The organism is Paraburkholderia phenoliruptrix, from assembly GCF_047325075.1.
In the GTDB taxonomy this organism is placed as follows: Bacteria; Pseudomonadota; Gammaproteobacteria; order Burkholderiales; family Burkholderiaceae; genus Paraburkholderia; species Paraburkholderia phenoliruptrix.
Map to the genome: position 1 here is coordinate 104,751 of NZ_CP168531.1, position 20,972 is coordinate 125,722.

The 20,972-nt window shown below is 63.8% G+C and carries 17 protein-coding genes; 4 read left to right on the top strand and 13 right to left on the bottom strand.

Annotated features, from left to right (window positions below):
* Positions 1–85: 85 nt before the first annotated feature.
* From gshA to ACEN8U_RS12405, 3 genes are all read right to left on the bottom strand, one after another.
* A complete protein-coding gene (gene gshA / locus ACEN8U_RS12395) occupies positions 86–1,375 on the bottom strand; it encodes a glutamate--cysteine ligase (RefSeq protein WP_013586995.1) in 1,290 nt (429 codons plus the stop codon).
* Positions 1,376–1,666: 291 nt separating this feature from the next.
* Positions 1,667–3,163, bottom strand: coding sequence for an ammonium transporter (locus ACEN8U_RS12400; RefSeq protein ID WP_310104924.1), 1,497 nt, complete (start codon positions 3,161–3,163; stop codon positions 1,667–1,669).
* Between the two features lie 44 nt (positions 3,164–3,207).
* The gene (locus ACEN8U_RS12405) at positions 3,208–3,546 is read right to left on the bottom strand and encodes a P-II family nitrogen regulator (RefSeq protein WP_013088261.1); all 339 of its coding nucleotides are present in this window, start codon (positions 3,544–3,546) and stop codon (positions 3,208–3,210) included.
* 451 nt (positions 3,547–3,997) lie between these two features.
* On the opposite strand from ACEN8U_RS12405, the gene ACEN8U_RS12410 reads away from it, so the two are divergent.
* Positions 3,998–4,255: an accessory factor UbiK family protein gene (locus ACEN8U_RS12410; RefSeq protein ID WP_310104921.1), complete on the top strand. Its 258-nt coding sequence runs from the start codon at positions 3,998–4,000 to the stop codon at positions 4,253–4,255.
* A 122-nt stretch (positions 4,256–4,377) separates the two neighbouring features.
* A complete protein-coding gene (locus ACEN8U_RS12415) occupies positions 4,378–5,973 on the top strand; it encodes a YifB family Mg chelatase-like AAA ATPase (RefSeq protein ID WP_015001509.1) in 1,596 nt (531 codons plus the stop codon).
* Between the two features lie 332 nt (positions 5,974–6,305).
* On the opposite strand, the gene ACEN8U_RS12420 is transcribed toward ACEN8U_RS12415, so the two are convergent.
* On the bottom strand, positions 6,306–6,956 hold the full coding sequence (locus ACEN8U_RS12420) for a hypothetical protein (protein ID WP_310104917.1): 651 nt from the start codon (positions 6,954–6,956) through the stop codon (positions 6,306–6,308).
* A gap of 239 nt (positions 6,957–7,195) precedes the next feature.
* Here ACEN8U_RS12420 and ACEN8U_RS12425 point away from each other — a divergent pair, with 239 nt between their 5' ends.
* A complete protein-coding gene (locus tag ACEN8U_RS12425; protein WP_310104915.1) occupies positions 7,196–7,729 on the top strand; it encodes a TlpA disulfide reductase family protein in 534 nt (177 codons plus the stop codon).
* 97 nt (positions 7,730–7,826) lie between these two features.
* On the opposite strand, the gene ACEN8U_RS12430 is transcribed toward ACEN8U_RS12425, so the two are convergent.
* The 8 genes from ACEN8U_RS12430 to ugpQ all read right to left on the bottom strand — a co-directional run bounded on the left by ACEN8U_RS12430 (position 7,827) and on the right by ugpQ (position 17,914).
* On the bottom strand, positions 7,827–9,179 hold the full coding sequence (locus ACEN8U_RS12430; RefSeq protein ID WP_013586989.1) for a sigma-54-dependent transcriptional regulator: 1,353 nt from the start codon (positions 9,177–9,179) through the stop codon (positions 7,827–7,829).
* 16 nt (positions 9,180–9,195) lie between these two features.
* A complete protein-coding gene (locus ACEN8U_RS12435) occupies positions 9,196–11,196 on the bottom strand; it encodes a sensor histidine kinase (protein WP_310104911.1) in 2,001 nt (666 codons plus the stop codon).
* A 64-nt stretch (positions 11,197–11,260) separates the two neighbouring features.
* Positions 11,261–12,541 (bottom strand): dicarboxylate/amino acid:cation symporter, encoded by a 1,281-nt coding sequence (locus ACEN8U_RS12440; RefSeq protein WP_028361590.1) that lies wholly within the window; start codon positions 12,539–12,541, stop codon positions 11,261–11,263.
* A 374-nt stretch (positions 12,542–12,915) separates the two neighbouring features.
* Positions 12,916–13,986, bottom strand: a complete 1,071-nt coding sequence (locus ACEN8U_RS12445) for an ABC transporter ATP-binding protein (protein ID WP_013586986.1) — start codon at positions 13,984–13,986, stop codon at positions 12,916–12,918.
* A 19-nt stretch (positions 13,987–14,005) separates the two neighbouring features.
* Positions 14,006–14,797 (bottom strand): ABC transporter permease, encoded by a 792-nt coding sequence (locus ACEN8U_RS12450; protein ID WP_013586985.1) that lies wholly within the window; start codon positions 14,795–14,797, stop codon positions 14,006–14,008.
* Positions 14,794–15,732, bottom strand: coding sequence for an ABC transporter permease (locus ACEN8U_RS12455; protein WP_013586984.1), 939 nt, complete (start codon positions 15,730–15,732; stop codon positions 14,794–14,796). The genes ACEN8U_RS12450 and ACEN8U_RS12455 overlap by 4 nt, the downstream gene beginning before the upstream one ends.
* Positions 15,733–15,829: 97 nt before the next feature.
* Complete coding sequence (locus tag ACEN8U_RS12460; RefSeq protein ID WP_013586983.1) at positions 15,830–16,942, bottom strand: ABC transporter substrate-binding protein; 1,113 nt, start codon at positions 16,940–16,942, stop codon at positions 15,830–15,832.
* A gap of 207 nt (positions 16,943–17,149) precedes the next feature.
* Positions 17,150–17,914 carry a glycerophosphodiester phosphodiesterase gene (gene ugpQ / locus ACEN8U_RS12465; RefSeq protein ID WP_310104907.1) on the bottom strand — a complete coding sequence of 255 codons (765 nt, stop codon included), beginning with the start codon at positions 17,912–17,914 and terminating at the stop codon, positions 17,150–17,152.
* 305 nt (positions 17,915–18,219) lie between these two features.
* Here ugpQ and ACEN8U_RS12470 point away from each other — a divergent pair, with 305 nt between their 5' ends.
* Positions 18,220–18,990, top strand: coding sequence for a DeoR/GlpR family DNA-binding transcription regulator (locus ACEN8U_RS12470; protein ID WP_310104904.1), 771 nt, complete (start codon positions 18,220–18,222; stop codon positions 18,988–18,990).
* 65 nt (positions 18,991–19,055) lie between these two features.
* Here the strand turns inward: ACEN8U_RS12470 and ACEN8U_RS12475 are convergent, their stop codons facing one another.
* Positions 19,056–20,723, bottom strand: coding sequence for a Na/Pi cotransporter family protein (locus ACEN8U_RS12475; RefSeq protein ID WP_015001503.1), 1,668 nt, complete (start codon positions 20,721–20,723; stop codon positions 19,056–19,058).
* Positions 20,724–20,972 lie beyond the last annotated feature (249 nt).

The following is a 20,972-nucleotide window of genomic DNA, read 5'->3' on the forward strand; positions in this document are numbered from 1 at the left end:
TGCGCCCGGTTGGGCCTGGCGTTAATCGTGAAAGACGGCGAAGGTGGCGGGTGAAAACAGCGCGGACGGCAATGCGCCGCCGCGCTTAGACCTGGATCGCTTCCGGATCGGTCTTTTCCAGTTCGACCGAGGCGGCGAGCAAACCGAGCCGTGCCACCACGCCGTACATATAGAAGCGGTTCGGCGGCGCCGCGCCCGGCTTCGCGTGCGCGTCCGGCAGCGCCGTGTGCTCGAAGCCGAGCGGCACGAAGTGCATGCCGGGCGCGTTCAGGTTCTGATCGCGCTCGCGGCTGCCGTGCACGCGGTAGAAACCGCCCACCACATAGCGGTCGATCATGTAGACGACCGGCTCGGCCACTTCCTCGCCGATGCGCTCGAACGTGTACACGCCTTCCTGGACGATCACGTCGTGCACTTCGAGGCCGTCCTTCGTAGCCGCCATCTTCGCCCGCTCGCGCTTGGTGAGCGCCGCGACTTCCGACGCGTCGTGCACCGTCATGACGCCCATGCCATAAGTGCCCGCATCGGATTTGATGACGACATACGGTTTTTCGGAGATGCCGTACTCGCGATACTTCTTCGCAATCTTCTTCAGCACGCCGTCGATCGCGTCGGCCAGCGCTTCTTCGCCGGTGCGCTCCTGAAAATCCACGCCTTCGACATGCGCGAAGTACGGGTTGATCATCCACGGATCGATCTCGACCATCTTCGCGAACTTCTTCGCCACGTCGTCATAACACGAGAAATGCGTCGATTTGCGGCGAACCGCCCAGCCCGCGTGCAGCGGCGGCAGCAGATACTGCTCGTGCAGATTCTCGAGCACGGGCGGAATGCCGCCCGACAGATCGTTATTCAGCAGAATCGAGCACGGGTCGAAATTCTTGAGCCCGAGGCGCCGCTGCGAGCGCTCAAGCGGTTCGAGCACGAGCTTCTGGCCGTCGGACAGCGCAATGGTGACAGGTCCGTTGATGCTTTCGTCGAGCGTGCCGAAACGCACGTTCAGGCCGGCCTGGCGCATGATCGCCGCGAGCCGGGCCACGTTCTCCAGATAGAAGGCGTTGCGCGTGTGGCGCTCGGGAATGACGAGCAGATTCTTCGCGTCCGGGCAGATCTTTTCGATGGACGCCATGGCGGCCTGCACGGCGAGCGGCAGCACTTCCTGCGGCAGATTATTGAATGCGCCCGGAAACAGATTGGTGTCGACGGGCGCAAGCTTGAAACCCGCGTTGCGCAAGTCGACGGAACAGTAGAAAGGCGGCGTGTGTTCCTGCCACTCGAGCCGGAACCAGCGTTCGATGGCGGGCGTAGCGTCGAGGATCTTCCGCTCGAGATCGAGCAGCGGGCCGTTTAACGCCGTAACTAGGTGCGGAACCATTGATCACTCGCAGACTGGAGAAAAAAGATTGTAGAGCAAATGCTTTGCCCATTTGGGGATGGTTTCTCCATTCGCAAGCTAGCCGGAATGCATTCTCCCTATCGCAATGATAGGCAGGAAAAAGTGCTGTTAACAAGATGGCGAGCAAGAAAAAAGCCCGCCATGAAGGCGGGCCAAATCGCTGCGCTTGTTGCTACCGTTTGGGTGCCGCTCTGGCGCCTCGCGCCGGTCGGCGCGGGTGCCAGAGCGTGCGGTCGTCGAGCCCGGGAGCGCGGGCTCGAAAGACCCTGGTTATTCGACGTGTTCGCCGTGCAGGCTGACGTCGAGACCTTCGCGTTCCTGTTCTTCGGTCACGCGGATGCCCATCACCATGTCGATGATCTTGAGCAGGATGAAGCTCACCACGCCGCTGTAGACCAGCGTCGTCACGACGCCCTTGGCCTGCAGCACGAGGCTGCCGTCGAAGCCGCCGATGTCCTTGACCGCGAACACGCCCGTCAGCAGCGCGCCCACGATACCGCCGATGCAGTGCACGCCGAAGGCGTCGAGCGAATCGTCGTAACCGAGCTTGTGCTTGAGCCACGTTGCCGACCAGAAGCAGACCACGCCAGCGACGATGCCGATCACGAGCGAGCCCGTCATGCCGACGAAGCCCGAAGCCGGCGTGATGGCGACGAGACCCGCCACCGCGCCCGACACGATACCGAGCACCGAAGGCTTACCCTTCGCGGCCCATTCGGCGAACATCCACGCGAGCGCTGCCGCCGCGGTTGCCACTTGCGTTGCGAACATCGCGAAACCGGCACGGCCGTCCGCTGCGACTGCCGAACCCGCGTTGAAGCCGAACCAGCCCACCCACAGCATTGCGCCGCCGATCAACGTCAGCGTGAGGTTGTGCGGCGCCATGGCTTCACGGCCGTAGCCGATGCGCTTGCCGAGCACGAGACAGCAGACGAGACCCGCGATACCCGCGTTGATGTGCACCACCGTGCCGCCCGCGAAGTCGAGGATGCCTGCGGTCGCCAGCCAGCCGGTCGGTTCCCACACCATGTGCGCGATCGGCGCGTAGACGATGATCGACCACAGCGACATGAACACGAGCATCGCCGAGAACTTCATACGGTCGGCAAACGCGCCCGTGATCAGCGCCGGCGTGATGATCGCGAACGTCATCTGATAGACGAAGTAGACCGTTTCCGGAATGGTCGGCGCGAGATGGCTGACGGTCAGCGTGGTCGCCTTGTCGCCCTTGATGTAGTTCATCCCCGCCATGAAGAAGCGCGAGAAGCCGCCGATAAACGAGCCGCCCGGCGTGAAGGCGAGCGAGTAGCCCACCACGGCCCAGATGATCGTCACGAGGCAGGTGATTGCGAAGCTCTGCATGAGCGTCGCCAGCACGTTCTTCTTGCGGACCATGCCGCCGTAGAAGAGCGCGAGGCCCGGGATCGTCATGAAGAGGACGAGCGCGGTGGAGGTCAGCATCCAGGCGGTATCGCCGGAATTGATCTTCGACGAATCGACCGAGAACGGTGCGGTGGGCGCAGCCGGGGCGGCGTCCGATGCGGCCGGCGCAGCTGCCGCGGCGCTTGCTGCCGGTGCAGCCGACGCGTCAGCGGGTGCCGATGCGGCCGGTGCCGCGGACGCATCCGCTGCGGGCGCGCTTGCCGCCGTGTCGGAAGCAGCGGCCGAGGCGGCTGCGGGGGCTGAAGCGTCGTCCGCGAGGGCGGCGCCGATACCGCCCGCGAGCAGCGAACCGGCCATCAGCAAGGACATCAATAATTTGCGCATCTTTCGTTTCCTCTTGTCGCTATCTGTGTCGCTATCTTTTGGTGTTACAGAGCGTCCGCGCCGGTCTCGCCGGTGCGGATGCGGACCACCTGCTCGATCGGCGTGACGAAAATCTTGCCGTCGCCGATCTTGCCCGTGCGCGCCGCGCGCTCAAGCGCCTCGATCGCCTGGTCGACGATGTCGTCCGAGACTGCCGCCTCGATCTTCACCTTCGGCAGGAAATCGACGACGTACTCCGCGCCGCGATACAGCTCCGTATGGCCCTTCTGACGGCCGAACCCCTTGACCTCGGTGACCGTGATGCCCGAGACGCCGATCGCCGACAAGGCTTCGCGTGCCTCATCGAGCTTGAACGGCTTGATGATTGCGGTGATGAGTTTCATGAAATCCCCTCGCTTAGTTGCTAACCCGTTGCTGACCCGTTGCGTAAGCGTTTGCGCAACCGTTGCGTAAGCTCGTTGTAGCCGCTCGCGCAAGCCTGGCGCTACTCGCAGCCTGTTCGCGTGGTCTCGTTGCGCTGCCGGAAAATAGTGCCGCCAGTGCGCGCGGGGCAGTAAGAGCAACTCGTATGCCATGTTGTGTCAGACTGCGCCCGTGCGGACCCGCAGAGGGCTCAGCCGCCCTTGTCCAGATGGCCAACGCGCGGGCCGCCCGGTGGCGTGAGGCGGGGATCGTTGCTAGAGTGTTCGCAGGCTTTCGCAGCAAGAGCACGCACCAAAGGGGCTCATGCGGTGCAGCAGCGCCCGCATGCACGCACCAACAGAGCGCACGGCGAAAGCTGAGGCACAGACGGAATGAAACACTGCACATTTTTTGTGCGCCAAGGGGAACACCATGAAACAACCCAACGATGTTTTTAACGACATTCAGGCCCGCATGAGCGAACTCCTCAAGAACTCGCCGGCTAAAGACGTCGAACGCAATGTGAAAGCCATGCTGTCGCAAGGTTTTTCGAAGCTCGATCTGGTCACGCGCGAGGAATTCGAGACGCAGACGCAGGTGCTGGTGCGCACGCGGGCGCGCCTCGAGGAACTGGAGCGCCGCGTCGCCGAGCTCGAACAGAAGCTGCCGGTCACGACGCAAACCGTCTGACGGTTTCACTGACCGCGCTTTAGCTGCATCGAGCTGCACATCACAGGCAAGCGAGCCGTGACGTCATCAGCGTATTAAGGGGATGGAGCGCGCCGTGTGCGCACCGTCCGACGGGAGAAAACATGTCGCTTGCCGTGGTGCGCAGTCGCGCGCCGGCCGCCGGCCGCGCGCCCGAAGTAACCGTCGAGGTTCACCTCGCCAACGGGCTACCCTCTTTTTCCATCGTGGGGCTTCCTGATCTGGAAGTCCGCGAGAGCCGCGAGCGCGTGCGCGCGGCGCTGCAAAACTGCGGCTTCGATTTCCCTGTGCGGCGTATCACGGTCAATCTCGCGCCCGCGGACTTGCCCAAGGAGTCCGGCCGCTTCGACCTGCCCATTGCCTTAGGCATTCTCGCGGCGAGCGGACAGATTCCGGCTGAGTCGCTCGTCAATCGGGAATTTGCCGGCGAGCTGTCGTTGACGGGCGCATTACGTCCGATGCGCGGCGCCTTCGCGATGGCTTGCGGCACGGCGCGCGGCGCGCGTGCGGGTGCTGGTGCGGGTGCCCGTGCCGCGGTCGATGATGGAAACGCGGCCGCACAGCTGCCGCCGCCGCGCAATCCACAGCTGTATCTTCCCGCGGCAAGCGCGGCGGAAGCGGCGCTTGTTCCCGGCGTCGACGTGTACGGCGCGACCGATCTGCCGTCGCTGTGTGCGCATCTCGCCGACGCGCCGGACGCGCGCCTCCATCCGGTGGCCGCGCCCAGCCTGGCCGATGCCGCGCCTGCCGCGGTGCCCGACATGGGCGATGTGATCGGTCAACGGGGCGCGCGACGGGCGCTCGAAGTCGCGGCGGCCGGCGGTCACCACGTGCTGCTCATTGGCCCGCCGGGCGCGGGTAAGTCGATGCTGGCCGCCCGCTTGCCTGGCCTCCTGCCGCCCATGACCGACGACGAAGCGCTCAGTTCGGCGGCGCTGCTATCGGCGAGCCGCGCCGGTTTTACGCCGGCGCAATGGCGCCGGCGGCCGTTTCGGGCGCCGCATCACTCGTCGAGCGCGGCAGCGCTGGTGGGCGGGCGCAACCCGCCGCAGCCGGGCGAGATTACGCTCGCGCACCTCGGCGTGCTTTTCCTCGATGAATTGCCGGAGTTCGACCGCGACGTGCTCGAAACACTGCGCGAGCCGCTGGAGGCCGGCCGCATCACGATTTCCCGCGCGGCGCTGCAAGCCGATTTTCCGGCGGCGTGCCAACTGATCGCGGCGATGAACCCGTGCCCATGCGGCTGGCGCGGCGACCCCAACGGACGTTGCCGCTGCACGCCGGAGATCGCGGCGCGCTACCTGCGCAAGTTGTCCGGCCCGTTGCTCGACCGGATCGACATCCAACTGGAAGTGCCGGCGCTCACGTCGACGGAATTGTCCGCGCGCTCGACTGCCGCCGGTGAAAGCAGCGAGGCCATCGCCCGCCGCGTGCATGCCGCGCGCGAGCGGCAATTGGCGCGGCAAGGCAAGACGAACCGGGAACTGAGCGGACGTGAAGTCGACGAAGTCTGCCGTCCCGACGCGGCCGGCGAAGCGCTACTGCGGGAGGCGGGCGAGCGCTTCGGCTGGTCGGCGCGGGCCTATTACCGGGTCCTGAAGGTTGCGCGCACTATCGCCGACCTGGCCGGTGCGAGCATGCCCAGCGCCGCGCAGATCGGCGAGGCAGTTCAATATCGGCGCGCTTTTGGCTCTAGTTGAGAAGAAAAATATGCTGTCAAGACTTGACTTATACACACGCCCGCGTTCCAGATAAATTTTGAAACATCTGAAAGGCACTTCGAAGGCGCACCGCTGATGCCATTGATTTAAAAGGACTTTTTATTAGGCACCGTCGGCGTTGCGGTTGACGAAATGCCCGCCGGGCGGGCATCTGCGGCAAAAAAACGGGAGTTCTCAACAGAGTTATCCACAGAACGGTCGATGCAGTGGAAAACCTCAACGTAAACCGCGAATTAGCGCTGGAAGCTATGAAGGAACTTTCACTGTGCGAGCGAATCGCTTAGCCAGGCAATCGGCCAAAACTACCGCTTTCAATACAGTTGGAATGACGAAAAAAACTGGTCGACCTGTTCCTGCGGCAACGGCTTTGAAGCGATGATCGCCGCCTGATACGCATGGCGTCCGCGTGCCACGAGGCGCGCGTATACGGTCCGCGACTCATGAGCCGAGCCGGCCTCGCCGGTCAGCTTCATCTCCAGTCCTGGAACTTTGCCGCCTGCCGCGAGCGGGATCTGGACCACGTGGGCGTCGGGCGGGACGCCTACATTTCGCGCGAGGCCGGTGCGCAGAAAGTCGAGCGCCTTGCGTTGCGTCGCTTCGCTGTCGTCGGGCAGCATGATCGTGCCGACCGCGAACACCGCGTCGCCGGCTTCGGCCGTCTGCATGGCCATCTGCATCGGCGTGCCGTCGATCTGCACCGCGCGCTGATCGTTGCCCGGTTTGGCCGGCAGGTCGATGGTGTAGCCATTGTCGTTATTCATGATGGTGCGCCAGTCGAAGGTCGGCGAGCAGCCACCGAGCGCCACACCCAGCGCGAGCGCGCAGGCCGCCACGCGCACTGCCGGCCAGCCTCGCGGCCCGTTGTGCCGTGTTGGATCCGGGGCATGGATGAGGACGGCGCGACTGGGAAAAAGATGCGAGGGAATTCGAGCGAGAAGAAGGCGAAAAACTGTGTGGAGCATGAGAACTAGGCACCGGTGAGGCGGCGAAGATGACGTGAGGATGAAGCGCTATTATCCGTCGGCAGTCGGAAGCGTGCGTCGGGACGGTATGAGCCTCTCGCCGCCGCCTCGGCCACGCTCCCGCCCTCCACTGCCGCGTCGCCCGAATAGGACTACAATAGCGAAGCTACGCCGCAGCGCCCCCCGAGCCCAGCCGGCGCACTGTCCCGCGCGTTTGCGCGACTTCCGAGGTTCCGTTCATGAGCTCCATCACGTCGACTAGCGCCGTCACGCGCACGAATCCGCTTCGCTATCTGATCATCGCCGCCGTGGCGATTGCGATCGGCGTGGCGGGTTATTTCGCGTTCGCCGGCCAGCAGCGCGTGCCCGACGCTACCTTCACGCTGCTCTCCGGCCAGAAAGTCACCACTGCGGACCTGAAAGGCAAGGTCTACCTCGTCAACTTCTGGGCGACGAGCTGCGACACCTGCATGAAGGAAATGCCGCAAATGGTGCAGACGTATAACCGCTTCAAAGGCAAAGGGCTCGAATTCGTCGCGGTCGCCATGAGCTACGACGCGCCGATGTACGTGACCAACTACACGCAAACCCGTCAGTTGCCGTTCAAGGTCGCGATGGACGACGGCTCCGCCGCCAAACAGTTCGGCAACGTGCAACTCACGCCGACCACCTTTCTCGTCGATAAGGACGGCAAGATTCTGAAGCGCTATGTCGGCGAGCCGCAATTCGCGGAACTCGACCAGTTGCTGGAAAAAGCGCTGAACGCCACCTAATGGCGAGAGCGCCACGGCGGCTGGCTGAGCGTCGCCACAGCGAGCTTAAGGCTCAATAAAAAAACGCCGGCATCGCAAATTGCCGGCGTTTCCGTTTTCACCGCTCCCCGTCCCCTTTGGCCGCAAGCCCATAGCGCTTGATCTTCTCGTAGAGCGTCGCCTTGCCCAACTGCAGCCGGTCCGCCGCCACCGCCACCGCGCCGCCGCATTGTTCCAGCGCCTCCGCGATCACCGCGCGCTCGAACTGCTCGACACGCTCCTTCAACGGCTGGGTCTCGCCGCCCTCTTCGCCGAAAGACATCACCGGATCGTCGGCGACGCCGAGGACGAAGCGGTCGGCGGCATTGCGCAGCTCGCGCACGTTGCCGGGCCAGTCGCGCTGCATCAAGCTCGCGCGTTGCCGGTCGGTGAGAATCGGCGCGGGCCGCTGATAGCGCACCGCCGCGTCGAGCAGAAAGTGCTCGAAAAGCGGCACGATGTCCTCGCGACGCTCGCCGAGCGGCGGCAGCGCGATCGTCACCACATTCAACCGGTACAGCAAATCGCGGCGGAACGAGCCGTCCGCGACGTGTTCGGCCATGTCGCCTTTTGCCGCCGCGACCACGCGGCAGTTCACGCGAATGGGCTGATTGGAGCCCAGACGTTCGAGCACACCGTCCTGCAGCACGCGCAACAGCTTGACCTGCAACCCGAGCGGCATGCTTTCGATTTCGTCGAGGAACAGCGTGCCGCCGGAGGCATGTTCGAGCTTGCCGATCCGGCGCTTCGCGGCGCCCGTGAAGGCGCCTGGCTCGTAGCCGAACATCTCCGATTCGAACATCGGCTCAGGCAGCGCGCCGCAATTCACCGCAATAAACGGTTTGTCGCGCCGCGGCGAGAGCTCGTGCAGGCTGCGCGCAATGAGTTCTTTGCCGGCGCCGGTGTCGCCGTTGATCAGCACCGACGCATCCGTCGGCGCAATGTTGGCGATGAGCCGCCGCACCTGCTCGATGGCCGGACTGCGGCCGATGATGCGCGGCGCCACCGCATTCTGCCCCGCGAGTTCGCGCCGCAGCGCGTTGTTTTCGAGCACGAGCTTGCGCCGCTCCAGCGCGCGCCGCACGGTCTCGATCAGTCGCTCCGACGCGAACGGCTTTTCGATGAAGTCGTACGCGCCGTCGCGCATCGCCTGGACCGCCATCGAAATATCGCCGTGACCGGTGACGAGAATCACCGGCACGTCGGGCGCGCGTTCGTGACATTGGGCGAGCAGATCGAGCCCGCTTGCGCCCGGCAGCCGGATGTCGCTCACGATCACGCCGGAGAAATCCGCGCTGATCGACTTCGCCGCGGATTCCACGGACGCATGGCCGACCACGTCGAAGCCTGCCAGTTGCAGACTCTGCACGCTGGCGCGCCGCACGAGTTCGTCGTCTTCGATATACAGCACCTGCAAGCCGTCGTTCAGCATGTCTTTCTCATGGGATTCAGGAACCCGTCGCGAGCGAGTCCGCGGCAGGGCTCGTCTGCGCGCGGGCGCGGCGCAGCGTCAACACAAATAATGCACCGCCTTGCGGCGCATTGCGCGCCACGAGCGTGCCGCCGCAGTCTCGCGCGATCGACGACGAAATCGCGAGCCCGAGGCCGAGGCCCTGGCCCATTTCCTTGGTGGTGAAAAACGGTTCGAACAGGCGCGGCAAGACATCTTCGGGAATGCCGGGGCCGTTGTCGCTTACCGCGAAAGACAGGCTGTCCGCGGCGACCTCGATGTGAACCGAAATGCGCGGCGCGCCGCTGCCCGCGGTCGCGTCGAGCGCATTGCCGAGCAGGTTGATGAGCACCTGTTCGAGACGCAGGTCGTCGCAGTGAACGATCAGCTCGGGATGATCGTCGGCAAGGTCGAGCGGCGTCCGCGCGCCGCTTTGCGCATCGAACAGCGCAAGCTCCAGCTCGACGCCCTGCAGGCGCTTCTGCAGCAGCGCGACGGCGTTGCGCAGCGCGCGCACAGCCGGCGCACGCGCACTGCGCGGCCGCGCCCGTCCAACAAACAGCTTCAGCTGATTGGTGATCTTGCCCATGCGCTCGGTGAGCGCGGCAATCGCTTCCAGATTCTCACGCGCCGACGCCTGGTCGCCCCGCTCGAGCAGCACGCGCGTGTTGTCGGAAAAGCCGCGCAGCGCGGCGAGCGGCTGATTCAGTTCATGCGTGATGCCGGCCGCCATCTGGCCGAGCGCGGCGAGCTTGCTCGCCTGGATCAGCTCGTCGTGCGCGGCGCGCAGTTCCTGCTCGGCGCGCGTGCGTTCGGCGACCTCTTTCTGCAACTGCTCGTTTGCCTGCGAGAGGTCCGCGGTACGTTCGGCAACGCGCTGGTTCAGCTCCGCATACGCCTTTTGCAGCAGCGCGCGGCTGCGCATCACTTCGCGCACGCGCGCGCGGCGCATTCTCCAGTAGAAGGCGAGCAGCACGAGCGACACATAGCCGAAGCCGGTCACGATGGTCGCGTTGCGCGCGTCGGCGTCGACGGGGCTCACCGGCGCCATGGTGATCAGATGCCAGTCCGGTACGCCCATGCCGCGCCGCGACGCGAGGTAGCGCGGCGCATAGCGGCCGCCGCCCACGCGCACGATCTGCGCGTCGCCGTCCAGCTTGCGCTCGATCGTGACCGGCAGCGGCGCAATCGGCTGCTGCGCGTATTGACGCGCCTGGTAGATGGAATCGGCGACCTGCCCGGAGAGCGGTCGTATCGTGTGGTACTTCCAGGCGGGCACCGACGAAAGAAAGATCACGCCGTGGTCGTCGGTGACGAGGAGCGGCTCGGACGCGTCGGCGCCCTGAAACCATTCGAGATCGAGTTTGACGACGGCCACGCCGACAATCTTGCCGTCGCGCCGCACCGGCTGCGAAATGTAGTAGCCCGGCGCCTGCGAGATCGTGCCGATGCCGAAGAAGCGGCCCACGCCGCCCTTGACTGCGTCGACGAAATACGGCCGGAACTGATAGCCCGCGCCGATGAAACTGCCCGGGCCTTGCCAGTTGCTCGCGGCCACGCAGTAGCCGTCGAGCGGAATGATGTAGGTGACCGTGGCGCGCGCGTGGCGGTTCAGGTCTTCAAGGTAAAGATTCGCACGCGCCACGTTGGCCGGCGACGGATCGACCAGCACGTCCTGCACGATAGGATGTTCCGCGAGCAGATACGGCAGCGATTCATAGCGCTCGAGCGTGCTTTTCAGCGAGCTGGTGGTGCGGTCGACGCGCCCCGCCGCATTGAGCCGCAAGCTGTCGATCCCGCTTTGCCACGCGATGCTGTAAGTGAGCCCGCACGCCGCCGCGAGCCCGGCGAGGAGCGCGAAGAGGATCAGCAGGCGGCGGGTCACGTTGGCAATATCCGGTCGGGTGTGATCGGATATTGTGGCATAAGGCGAAGCGCCGTCGGCGCGAGCTTCCCCGCCCGACGGCAGTGGGTTTGGGCGCGCGGTCACCGGTTGCATGTTCGGGTGTCCGCGGCCGCGAATGTCACGCTTTTTTAGGAGGCGATGCCAGACGACGTCCGGCTCAAACGCCGGCCGGTTCCTTGACCGCCACGTCGCCGCGCAACGCGGCATTCAGCTTGTTGCGGTCCAGTTCCTTTTCCCACGCCGACACCACGACGGTCGCGACGCCATTGCCGACGATGTTGGTCAGCGCACGGCATTCGCTCATGAAGCGGTCGATACCGAGAATCAGCACCATGCCCGACAGCGGAATGGTCGGCACCACAGCCAGCGTTGCGGCGAGCGTGATGAAGCCCGCGCCCGTCACGCCGCTCGCGCCCTTCGAGGTCAGCATCGTCACGGCGAGCAGCGTGAGCTGCTGCGTCCACGTGAGGTCGGTGTTGGTCGCCTGCGCGATGAACAGCACGGCCATCGTCATGTAGATGTTGGTGCCGTCGAGGTTGAACGAGTAACCGGTCGGCACCACGAGGCCCACCACCGAGCGGGAGCAGCCGAGCTTTTCGAGCTTCAGCATCAGTTGCGGCAGCGCGGCTTCGGACGAGCTCGTGCCGAGCACGATCAGCATCTCTTCCTTGATGTACGCGACAAAGCGCAGGATGTTAAAGCCCACCGCGCGCGCGATGATGCCGAGCACCACCACCACGAAGACAATCGACGTCAGATAGAACGTGCCGATCAGCTTGAGCATGGGCAGCAGCGAACCGATGCCGTACTTGCCGATGGTGAACGCCATCGCGCCGAACGCGCCGATTGGCGCCAGCTTCGTGATGATGCCCACCATGCCGAACAGGATGCTCGACAGGCTTTCGATAAACGTCGTCACCGGCTTGCCGCGCTCGCCGATATGCGCGAGCACCGCGCCGAACAGCAGCGCGATCAGCAGGATCTGCAGGATTTCACCTTGCGAGAACGCCGACACGAGCGTGTCCGGAATGATGTGCATCAGGAAGTCGACCGTGGTCTGGCCGTGCGCCTTCGCGGCGTACGACGCGACTTCCTTGCCGTTCAGCGTGGACGGATCGACGTTGAAGCCGACGCCCGGACGCAGCAGGTGCGTGGCGGCGAGCCCGAGCACCAGCGCGAAGGTCGACACGATTTCGAAGTACAGAAGCGCCTTGCCGCCCACGCGCCCGACCTTCTTCATGTCTTCCATGCCGGCAATGCCGGTCACCACCGTACAGAAGATGATCGGCCCGATCACCATCTTGATGAGTTTGATGAACGCATCGCCGAGCGGCTTCATGTCGACGGCGAGATTGGGATAAAAATGTCCGAGCGCGATACCGATGATGATCGCCACGATCACCTGGACGTACAGCACTTTATGGATAGGTTTCTTCACGATGTTTCCTGCGATGTGGGTGAGCCCATGGCCTGCCACGCTGCGCATCATGCGAACGAATGAACGTCGCCTCTGCACGGCATTAGGCCGCGACAAGACGACGAATTCAGAAATACCAGGAAGGGAAATCGGACATCGTTGTCTCCTTGCTTTAGTTGTCGGACCGTTGCGGCCGCGCCATCTATTTTGCAAGCTCGATGCCAGCTTGATGCTTAAGACATACCCTTGATTCTTATAGATTTTTTATTCGAGACAGTCGCGCGCCTTCCGGGTTTCCGGAAATCCGGACGAGCGGCGTCGGGAAAGCCGGAATTCGTCGCGGCAAAAACGCCAGGGAAAACCCGCAGCCTTTGCCGGCGGGCTTTCGCGCGGGTTCAGGCGTTGCCTTCTTCCAGCACCAGCAGGTTGTCGTGGGAAAAACCGAGCGACACCGGCTGACCGCGCTCGGGCAAACCGCGATTCGGGTCGTTGAACACGTCGAGCGAGATCACCGCATCTTTCACGCGTGTTCGGATCCGCACCACGGCGCCGAGGAAATTCACTTCCTCGACGGTCGCGTTCAGCGTGTTGCGCCCGGGCGCCGCCGGTTCGAGCACGATCGCCTCCGGCCGCAGCGCGAGCAGGCGCTTCTTGCCTGCGTCGCCGGCGGGCAGTTCCTGGGTCGTGGTGAGCTCCTGGCCATCTACCGCCATCTTGCCGGTCGCCGGATCGACCACGTGGCCGGCCAGAATGTTCAGCGTGCCGACGAACGACGCAACAAAGCGTGTGCGCGGATAGTTATAGATCTCCGAAGGCGAGCCGATCTGCTCGACGCGCCCTTCGTTCATCACGACGATACGGTCGGAAATGGACAGCGCCTCTTCCTGATCGTGCGTGACGAAAATCGACGTGATGCCGAGCTCGCGCTGCAACGCACGAATGTCCTGGCGCAGCGAGATGCGAATCTTGGCGTCGAGCGCGGAGAGCGGTTCGTCGAGCAACAGCACCTGCGGCTTGCCTGCGAGCGCGCGCGCAAGCGCGACGCGCTGCTGCTGGCCGCCCGAAAGCTGCCACGGATAACGGCCGCCCAGCTTCGGCAGCTTGATGAGGTGCAGCATTTCCTCTACACGCTGATCGATCTCCGCCTGCGGCCGATGCGTGATCTTCAACCCGAAGCCGATGTTCTCGGCCACCGTCATGTTCGGAAAGAGTGCATACGACTGGAACACCATGCCGACCTTGCGCTGACGCGTGCGCAAATGCGTGACGTCCTTGTTGTCGAGCCGGATGACGCCGCGCGTCGGCGCCTCGAAGCCGGCGATCATCCGCAGCACGGTCGTCTTGCCGCAACCCGACGGTCCGAGAAACGTGATGAACTCGCCGCGCTCGATCTTCATGTCGAAGTGATGCAGCGCGATGTTCGCCCCGAAGGACTTGTGCAAATTTTCGATTTCGAGAAATGCCATGATTCGCTGCCTCAGTGAGTCAGATTTTCTGGCCGCTTAGCGCGCGGGCCGAGCCGAACACCTGGATCAGGCCCATCGACGCCCACGTGATCATGAAAGCGATGATCGCGAGCGCCGACGGCTCATACGCGCGATTCGCGCCGATCAGTTGCAGATACGGGCCGAACGCGGGCCGGTCGAGCAGGCTGGCCAACGTGAATTCGCCGATCACGACCGCAAAGGTGAGAAACGCGCCGGACAGAATGCCCGAGCGGATATTCGGAAAGATCACCTTGAAGAGAATGGTCGGCCAGTTCGCGCCGAGACATTCGGCGGCTTCGGTGAGCGAGCGCACGTCGACGGCGCGCAGCCCCGCGTCGACCGCGCGGTACATGTACGGCAGCGAGAGCGTCACGTAGCCGAATACGAGCAGCAGGTCGGTCGCGCGCTCATTGCTCGTGAGCGGCAAAATCGAACTGCTGTTGTAAATGCGCAGATAGCCAAACACAATCACGATGGCCGGCACGACGAGCGGCAGCAGTGTGATGAATTCGACCACCGGCCGCAGCTTCGGCAAGCGCAGCTGCACCCAGTAAGCGGTCGGCACGACGAGCAGAATGCCGACCACGATCGTCAGCAAGGCCATCAGAATTGAATAGCCGAACGACGCCTGAAAACGCGGATCGCTCAGCACGACGCTATATGCTTCGAAGCTGTAGGTGCCGCGCTTCATCCGCAGGCTGAATTCAAAGGTGGCGATGAGCGGAATCAGGAAGTAGAGCGATCCGACCGTCATCGCGGTCCACGCGCCCACGCGCGATTGGCTTTTCATCGACGGCCCCTTTCGGCGCGCGAGCGCAGCCAGATATACCCGCCATTCGACAAACCCGTCACGAGCACCATGCCGAGCGCGAGCGCGTAGCCGAGATTCTGGTTATGCATGACGTCGCCGCGAATCTGCGCGAACAGCAGAATCGGCACGATGTTCAGCGAACTGCCCGTCAGCGCGTAGGCCGTCGCGACCGCACCGAACGCGTTGGCGAACAGCAGGAGCGTCGCGCCGAGCACGCTCGGCCAGAGCACCGGCAGCGCGACATAACGCCAGTATTGATACGCGGTGCCGCCGAGGCAATCGCAGGCTTCGCGCCATTCGCGCTTGAGGCCGTCCAGCGCAGGGGTGACGATCAGCACCATCAACGGAATCTGGAAATACAGGTAGGTGAGCGTGAGCCCCGAAAAGCTGAGAATGCTGAAACCCGTCGAATACAGATTGAAGCCGAGGTATTTCTTCAGCAGCACGGTGACGAGCCCCACGCGCCCGAGCGTGCAGATGAAGGCGAACGCGAGCGGCACGCCGGCGAAGTTCGACGCCACGCCGGAGAACGTCATCAATGTGGGACGGATCCAGCCCGGCAGCTTGCCCTGCACCGCCGCCCACGCGAGCAGCGAGCCGATCAACGCGCCGCCCGCGGCGGACGCCGCGCTCACCTTGAAGCTGATCCAGTAGGCGTCCAGCACGGACGGCTGAAACAGATCGCGCAGATTGGCGAGCGTGAAGTGACCTTGCGCATCCTGGAACGCGCCGATCATCAGAAAGCCGGTCGGCAGAATCAGGAATAACAGCGCGAACGTGAAGAACGGCACGACGCCGATCCATGCCAGCATCTGCGACGCGCGGCCCGGACCGTCGACGCGCGGCGCCGGCTTGGGCACCGGGGGCACCAGCAGTTCCGGCTGCACCGATCCAGCATCCGATGAAGCGCTCATAGTTCACCCTTTGGGCTTGACGACTCGCGCCGCGGAAACCGCCCTTTCGAGCGGCGCCGCGGCGCACTTCAATCACGCAACGTTGAGGTCACGGCGCTTACTTGACGTTCGCGCCGACCACTTCGTCCCAATGCTTCGTGATGGTTTCCTTGTACGCGTCCTGCTGCTGGAGCGTCGGGAACACCACATTCTTGTACGATGCAGGCGGCGGCAGCTTGTCGAGCAGCGCTTGCGGCACCTTCTTGCCGGCCACCAGTTCGTTGTAGCGCATCGGATGGCAGTAGCCCGTCAGCCAGCCGATCTGGCCTTCGTCGGAATAGAGATATTCCATCCACAGCTTGGCGGCGTTCGGATGCGGCGCATAGGCGCTGATTGCCTGAACGTAGACGCCGGCCACCACGCCCGTCTTCGGAATGACCACCTGAACCTTCGGGTTGCCCTTCAACGTATCGCGGTCGGCAAGCGCGTTGTAATCCCAACGGACGACGATCGGCGTCGTGCCTTGCGCGAGCGATGCCGCCTTGCCGATCACCGGCACGAAGTTGCCGCTCTTGTTCAGATCGGCGAAGAACTTGAGGCCGGCTTTGTCCGCCTTCGACGCGTCGCCCTTGCTTTGCGACAGGCCGGCTGCATAGACGGCCTGGATCGCCTGGTTCGCCGAGCGCGGATCGCCCGCGAGCGAGACAGCGTTCTTGTAATCGGACTTGAGCAGATCGCTCCAGTCGGCGGGCGCCTTGTCGATCATGTCGGCGTTCACTTCGAACGCGAGCACGCCGTAGTAGTCGCCGTACCAGTAGCCGTCCGGATCCTTCGACTCTTTCGGAATCGAGTTCCACGTCGACACCTTGTACGGCTGCAGCAGCCCTTCTGCCTTCGCGCTGGGACCGAACGACAAACCCACGTCGATGACGTCCGGTGCCTGCGGACCCTTGTTGCCCTTGTTGGCCTTGATGGCCTCGACCTCGTCGCCCGAACCGGCGTCCGGATTCAGTTCATTGATCTTGATGCCGTACTTCTTCTGGAAACCCGCGACGAGTTGCCCGTAGTTGCACCAGTCGTGCGGCAACGCGATCACGGTGAGCTGGCCTTCCTGCTTCGCGGCGGCGATCAATGCGTCGAGCGGCGCGGCGCAAGCGCTGCTCGCGCCCGCGGCGGCCACGCCCGCTGCGGCCGACATCGAAAGTACGCGAGCTAACACGGTGCGGTTCATAGTTTTCCCCATCCTCTGCCGAAGTTGTTGCGTTTGGAAAATGTCTCGTTCGACTTCAAGGGCGCGAGCCGTTCGCTATGGCGTGCACTTTTGTCTGCGCTTATTCCATGCGCTTGTTGCCCACGCTTATTGCTGGCTTGTGCGTCCGTCAATGCGTCGGTACTTCCGTGCTCTCGCGCCCGCGCCATGCCCGCGCCGGTGCGGCGTTCAAAGCATGTCGTGCTGCAGCTTATCGATGCGATCTGTACAAATCATGTCGACGCCCCACTCCGCGAGCAATTGCGCACGCGCCGGGTCGTTCACCGTGTAGGCGAGTACATGCAAGCCGGCCGCGCGGATGTCGGCGACGAGCGGCTGGCTCAGATAACGGTGGCTCGCATGCAAGGACACGCAGTCCAGTTCGCGCACAATGCGCAGCCAGTCCGCGGGCACTTCCTCGAACAGCATGCCGCGTCGCAACGAAGGCGCCGCGTCGCGCGCGGCCGCGAGCGCCTCGAACGAAAACGACGACAGCAGCGGGGGCGTCTGGCCTTGCCACAACTCGAGCGCGGCGCTCGCGACGAGCCGGCCGGTGATTTCATCGCGACCGGGACACGGCTTGATTTCGATGTTGGCCGCGATGCCCTCGCGCGCGCAACGCGCGGCCGCCTCCGCCAGCGTGGGCAGACGCGTGCCTGCAAATTGCGGCCCGAACCATGCGCCCGCGTCGAGCAACGCAAGTTGCGCCCACGAGTAGACCGCCGCCGCGCCGTAGCCGTTGGTCGTGCGCTCGAGCGTGTCGTCGTGGAGCAGGAACAGCTGGTTGTCGGAGGAAAGCTTGGCGTCGAATTCGACCATGCGGTAACCGTAGCGCACACAGGCGTCGAAACCCGCTAACGTGTTCTCGGGCGCGAGCGTGCCGCCGCAACGATGCGCGACGAGCGGCGGATACGGCCAGTCTGCAGGTGCTGCGCGATCGATCCCGTTTGCCACGTCCCGTCACCTTTCACTGAGAATAAAGCGCACCAGGCGCCGACGCCTGCGGTCTTGTCCAAAAGCGCCATGAAAACGCGCGAAAACACAGATTAAACTGTCCATTCGAACATTCGATGTTCGAATCAGGCGGCACTTCGATTTGCGAAGGCTAAATTCAAATACACAAACTTGCAAGCTACCAAAAAAATACAACACAATCCGGCTGAAGTAGTACGCTTGACATCGTCCGGACACACATTCGTGGCCACGATGTCGTCGGTTAAGACACGTTATGCGAACGCCTTCGCATCCAGGGAAAATGCATGTGGCAGGAAGACCGTCATCAGAGAATACGCGCGTTATTGTCGACATTGCATCGGGTGTCCACCGAACGGATCATGGCGGACCTTGGCGTGTCGCGCGAAACCGTGCGGCGCGATCTGCTCGATCTCGAAGCGCTCGGTGAGTTGCGCCGCGTGCACGGCGGCGCCATCAAACCAGCCGACGAGGCGCCTATCGCCGAGCGCGCGCACATGCGCGTCAAATCTAAAACGGCCATTGCGAAGGCGGCCACCGGGCTCATTGCGAGCGGCCAGACGCTGTTTATCGACGCCGGCACCACCACCGCCGCGCTCGCCGAAGAACTGGCGAAGCTCGCGAACCTGACCATCGTGACGAATTCAATCGACGTCGCACTGAAACTGCGCGGCGCGGCGGAGCAGCCGGAAGCCGGCAACGAAGTGATTCTGCTCGGCGGCACGATCAGCGACCGCGCCATGGCGACCACCGGCGCGACCACGGTGCTTGATATTCAACGCTATCGCGCCGATCTCGCGCTGCTCTCGCCGGTCGGCATCGACCACCGGCATGGCGCGACCAACTACGACCACGCCGAAACGGAAGTGGCGCGCGCGATGGTCGCGAATGCAGACCGTGTGGTGATCCTCGCCGATTACAGCAAGATTGGTCAGCGCAGCCGGATTTCATATTGCCCCGTCGAGCGGATCGACGTGCTCGTCACCAACAAGAAGGCCGCGGACGTCGCGGATTTCGGTGCGCTGAAAAAGAAGCTCGATGAAGTTGTGCTGGCGTAGCGCGCGACGCGCGCGCAGCGCCCTGCAGCACTGCCGCGCCGCACCGCGTGCGGACCAGCCGCGCGTCACTCCTTCACATGCATGGTGTCCAGCGCGCGCTTGCGCAAGCGCGTGTCATGCAACGCGCCCGCGGCATCTAGCACGGGATAGGCAGTCGAGCAGAACAGCGAATTGAGCCGCTTCATGTCGCTGATCAGATCGAGATGCAGTGCGCTGGTTTCGATGCTGCGCAGCGTCTGCCCGGCGAGGCGGTCCAGATGCCGGTATGAATAGGCGCGCTCCAGATCGCGAAAACGCTCCTTCTCGGCCAGCAGCCGCTCGGCGCAACGCAGATCGTTATTCAGGAATACCGAAAGTCCGAGTTGCAGATTGCTGACGAGCCGCGCCTGCAAATCGTCCAGTTCGCCGAGGCCTTCCTCGGAAAACGACAGACGGTGCGCGATCTTCTTTTCCTCGATATCGCCCACAATCCGCTCGATGATGTCGCCCGCATGCTCGAGGTTGATGGTCAGCGAAATGATGTCGGTCCATCGGCGGCTATCGGCTTCGTCAAGCTGCTCGCGTGAAATCAGCGTGAGGTAGTCCTTGATTGCGGCGTAGAGTTCGTCGACGTCGTCGTCCATACGAACGGTTTCGCGCGCCTTCTCGATATGGTTGTGATGGATCAGTTCCGCCACGTTGTCGAGCATGGTGCGCACAATGTCGCCGATACGCAGCACCTCGCGCGCGGCATTCGCGAGCGCGAGCGTGGGGGTGGTGAGCGCGGCGGCGTCGAGATGCAGCGGCCGCAGTTCGCCGTTCGGCATGGGCCGATCCGGCAACACGCGCTCGCAGATGCGCGCAACCGGATCGATCAGCGACAGGCATAGGCAGCAACGCAGCGTGTTATAGATCAGATGAAAGCCCACCGTGGCTTCGCGCGGATTGGCGATCAGCACCGGCAGCCAGCGCGCGAGCAATGACGCGAACGGCAGGATCAGCAAGGCGCCCGCCAGCTTGAAGGCGAAGCTGCCCAGCGCCAGCCGCCGCGCCGCCGAATTCTGCGCGGCAGCGCCCAGCAAAGCTACGAGGCCGCTACCGAGATTCGCGCCGATCACGAGACACAGCGCCACCTTCAACGAGATCACGCCCGACGACGCGAGCGTCGCCGTGAGCAGCACCGCTGCGAGGCTCGAATACGACACCACCGCGAAGGCCGCGCCCACCAGGGCGTCGAGCATGGTGTCGCCCGTCAATGCGCCGAACATGACGCGCACGCCGGCGCCATGCATCATCGGCTGAGCCGCCTCGACGATCAGATGCAGTGCGAGCAGGATCAGCCCGAGCCCGATCAGCGTCCGCCCGACCTGACCGGCGCGCGTCTGCTTGCGCGACAGAAACAACGGCACGCCGAACAGAATGAGGATGGGCGACAGCCACGACAGATCGAGCGTGAGAACCCGCGCCATCAGCGCCGTGCCGACGTCCGCGCCGAGCATGATGGCAAGCCCGCTGGTGAGCGGCAGAAGCCCTTGCGCCGCGAACGAAGTGAGGATCACCGCGGTCGCGTTGCTGCTTTGCACGAGGCTCGTTACGCCGACACCCGACACGAATGCGCGCCAGCGGCTACGCGTGCTGCGCCCAAGCACCGTGCGCAGGTCCGCGCCCAGCACCCGAAGAATGCCCGTGCGCACGATATGCGAGCCCCACACGAGCAGTGCCACACCGGCCAGAAGGTTAAGGAGAATCAACATAAGGCACTGCGCATTTGTTCTCTGCTGCCGTAAGCGGAACCGCATGCCGCGTACGGCACCCGGGGCGTATGACAGTAGTGTTGCACATTTTTGCCTTATTGTAATTTTGTGCTTTTAAATATACGCTCGCGCAACGAATGTCGAGCGGCGCGGCTGTTCTTGCTGCGCGCCTCGCGCTTTGCGCCGCTCCGGGGCCGCTCCGGTACCGCTCTCATTTCGCTCAAATGGCGCTGATACAACGTCTGTCTA

Coding starts and splice junctions, on each gene's coding strand:
- gshA (WP_013586995.1), bottom strand. CDS start 1,375: ATGGTTCCGCACCTAGTTACGGCGTTAAACGGCCCGCTGCTCGATCTC.
- ACEN8U_RS12400 (WP_310104924.1), bottom strand. CDS start 3,163: ATGCGCAAATTATTGATGTCCTTGCTGATGGCCGGTTCGCTGCTCGCG.
- ACEN8U_RS12405 (WP_013088261.1), bottom strand. CDS start 3,546: ATGAAACTCATCACCGCAATCATCAAGCCGTTCAAGCTCGATGAGGCA.
- ACEN8U_RS12410 (WP_310104921.1), top strand. CDS start 3,998: ATGAAACAACCCAACGATGTTTTTAACGACATTCAGGCCCGCATGAGC.
- ACEN8U_RS12415 (WP_015001509.1), top strand. CDS start 4,378: ATGTCGCTTGCCGTGGTGCGCAGTCGCGCGCCGGCCGCCGGCCGCGCG.
- ACEN8U_RS12420 (WP_310104917.1), bottom strand. CDS start 6,956: ATGCTCCACACAGTTTTTCGCCTTCTTCTCGCTCGAATTCCCTCGCAT.
- ACEN8U_RS12425 (WP_310104915.1), top strand. CDS start 7,196: ATGAGCTCCATCACGTCGACTAGCGCCGTCACGCGCACGAATCCGCTT.
- ACEN8U_RS12430 (WP_013586989.1), bottom strand. CDS start 9,179: ATGCTGAACGACGGCTTGCAGGTGCTGTATATCGAAGACGACGAACTC.
- ACEN8U_RS12435 (WP_310104911.1), bottom strand. CDS start 11,196: ATGCAACCGGTGACCGCGCGCCCAAACCCACTGCCGTCGGGCGGGGAA.
- ACEN8U_RS12445 (WP_013586986.1), bottom strand. CDS start 13,986: ATGGCATTTCTCGAAATCGAAAATTTGCACAAGTCCTTCGGGGCGAAC.
- ACEN8U_RS12450 (WP_013586985.1), bottom strand. CDS start 14,797: ATGAAAAGCCAATCGCGCGTGGGCGCGTGGACCGCGATGACGGTCGGA.
- ACEN8U_RS12455 (WP_013586984.1), bottom strand. CDS start 15,732: ATGAGCGCTTCATCGGATGCTGGATCGGTGCAGCCGGAACTGCTGGTG.
- ACEN8U_RS12460 (WP_013586983.1), bottom strand. CDS start 16,942: ATGAACCGCACCGTGTTAGCTCGCGTACTTTCGATGTCGGCCGCAGCG.
- ACEN8U_RS12470 (WP_310104904.1), top strand. CDS start 18,220: ATGTGGCAGGAAGACCGTCATCAGAGAATACGCGCGTTATTGTCGACA.
- ACEN8U_RS12475 (WP_015001503.1), bottom strand. CDS start 20,723: ATGTTGATTCTCCTTAACCTTCTGGCCGGTGTGGCACTGCTCGTGTGG.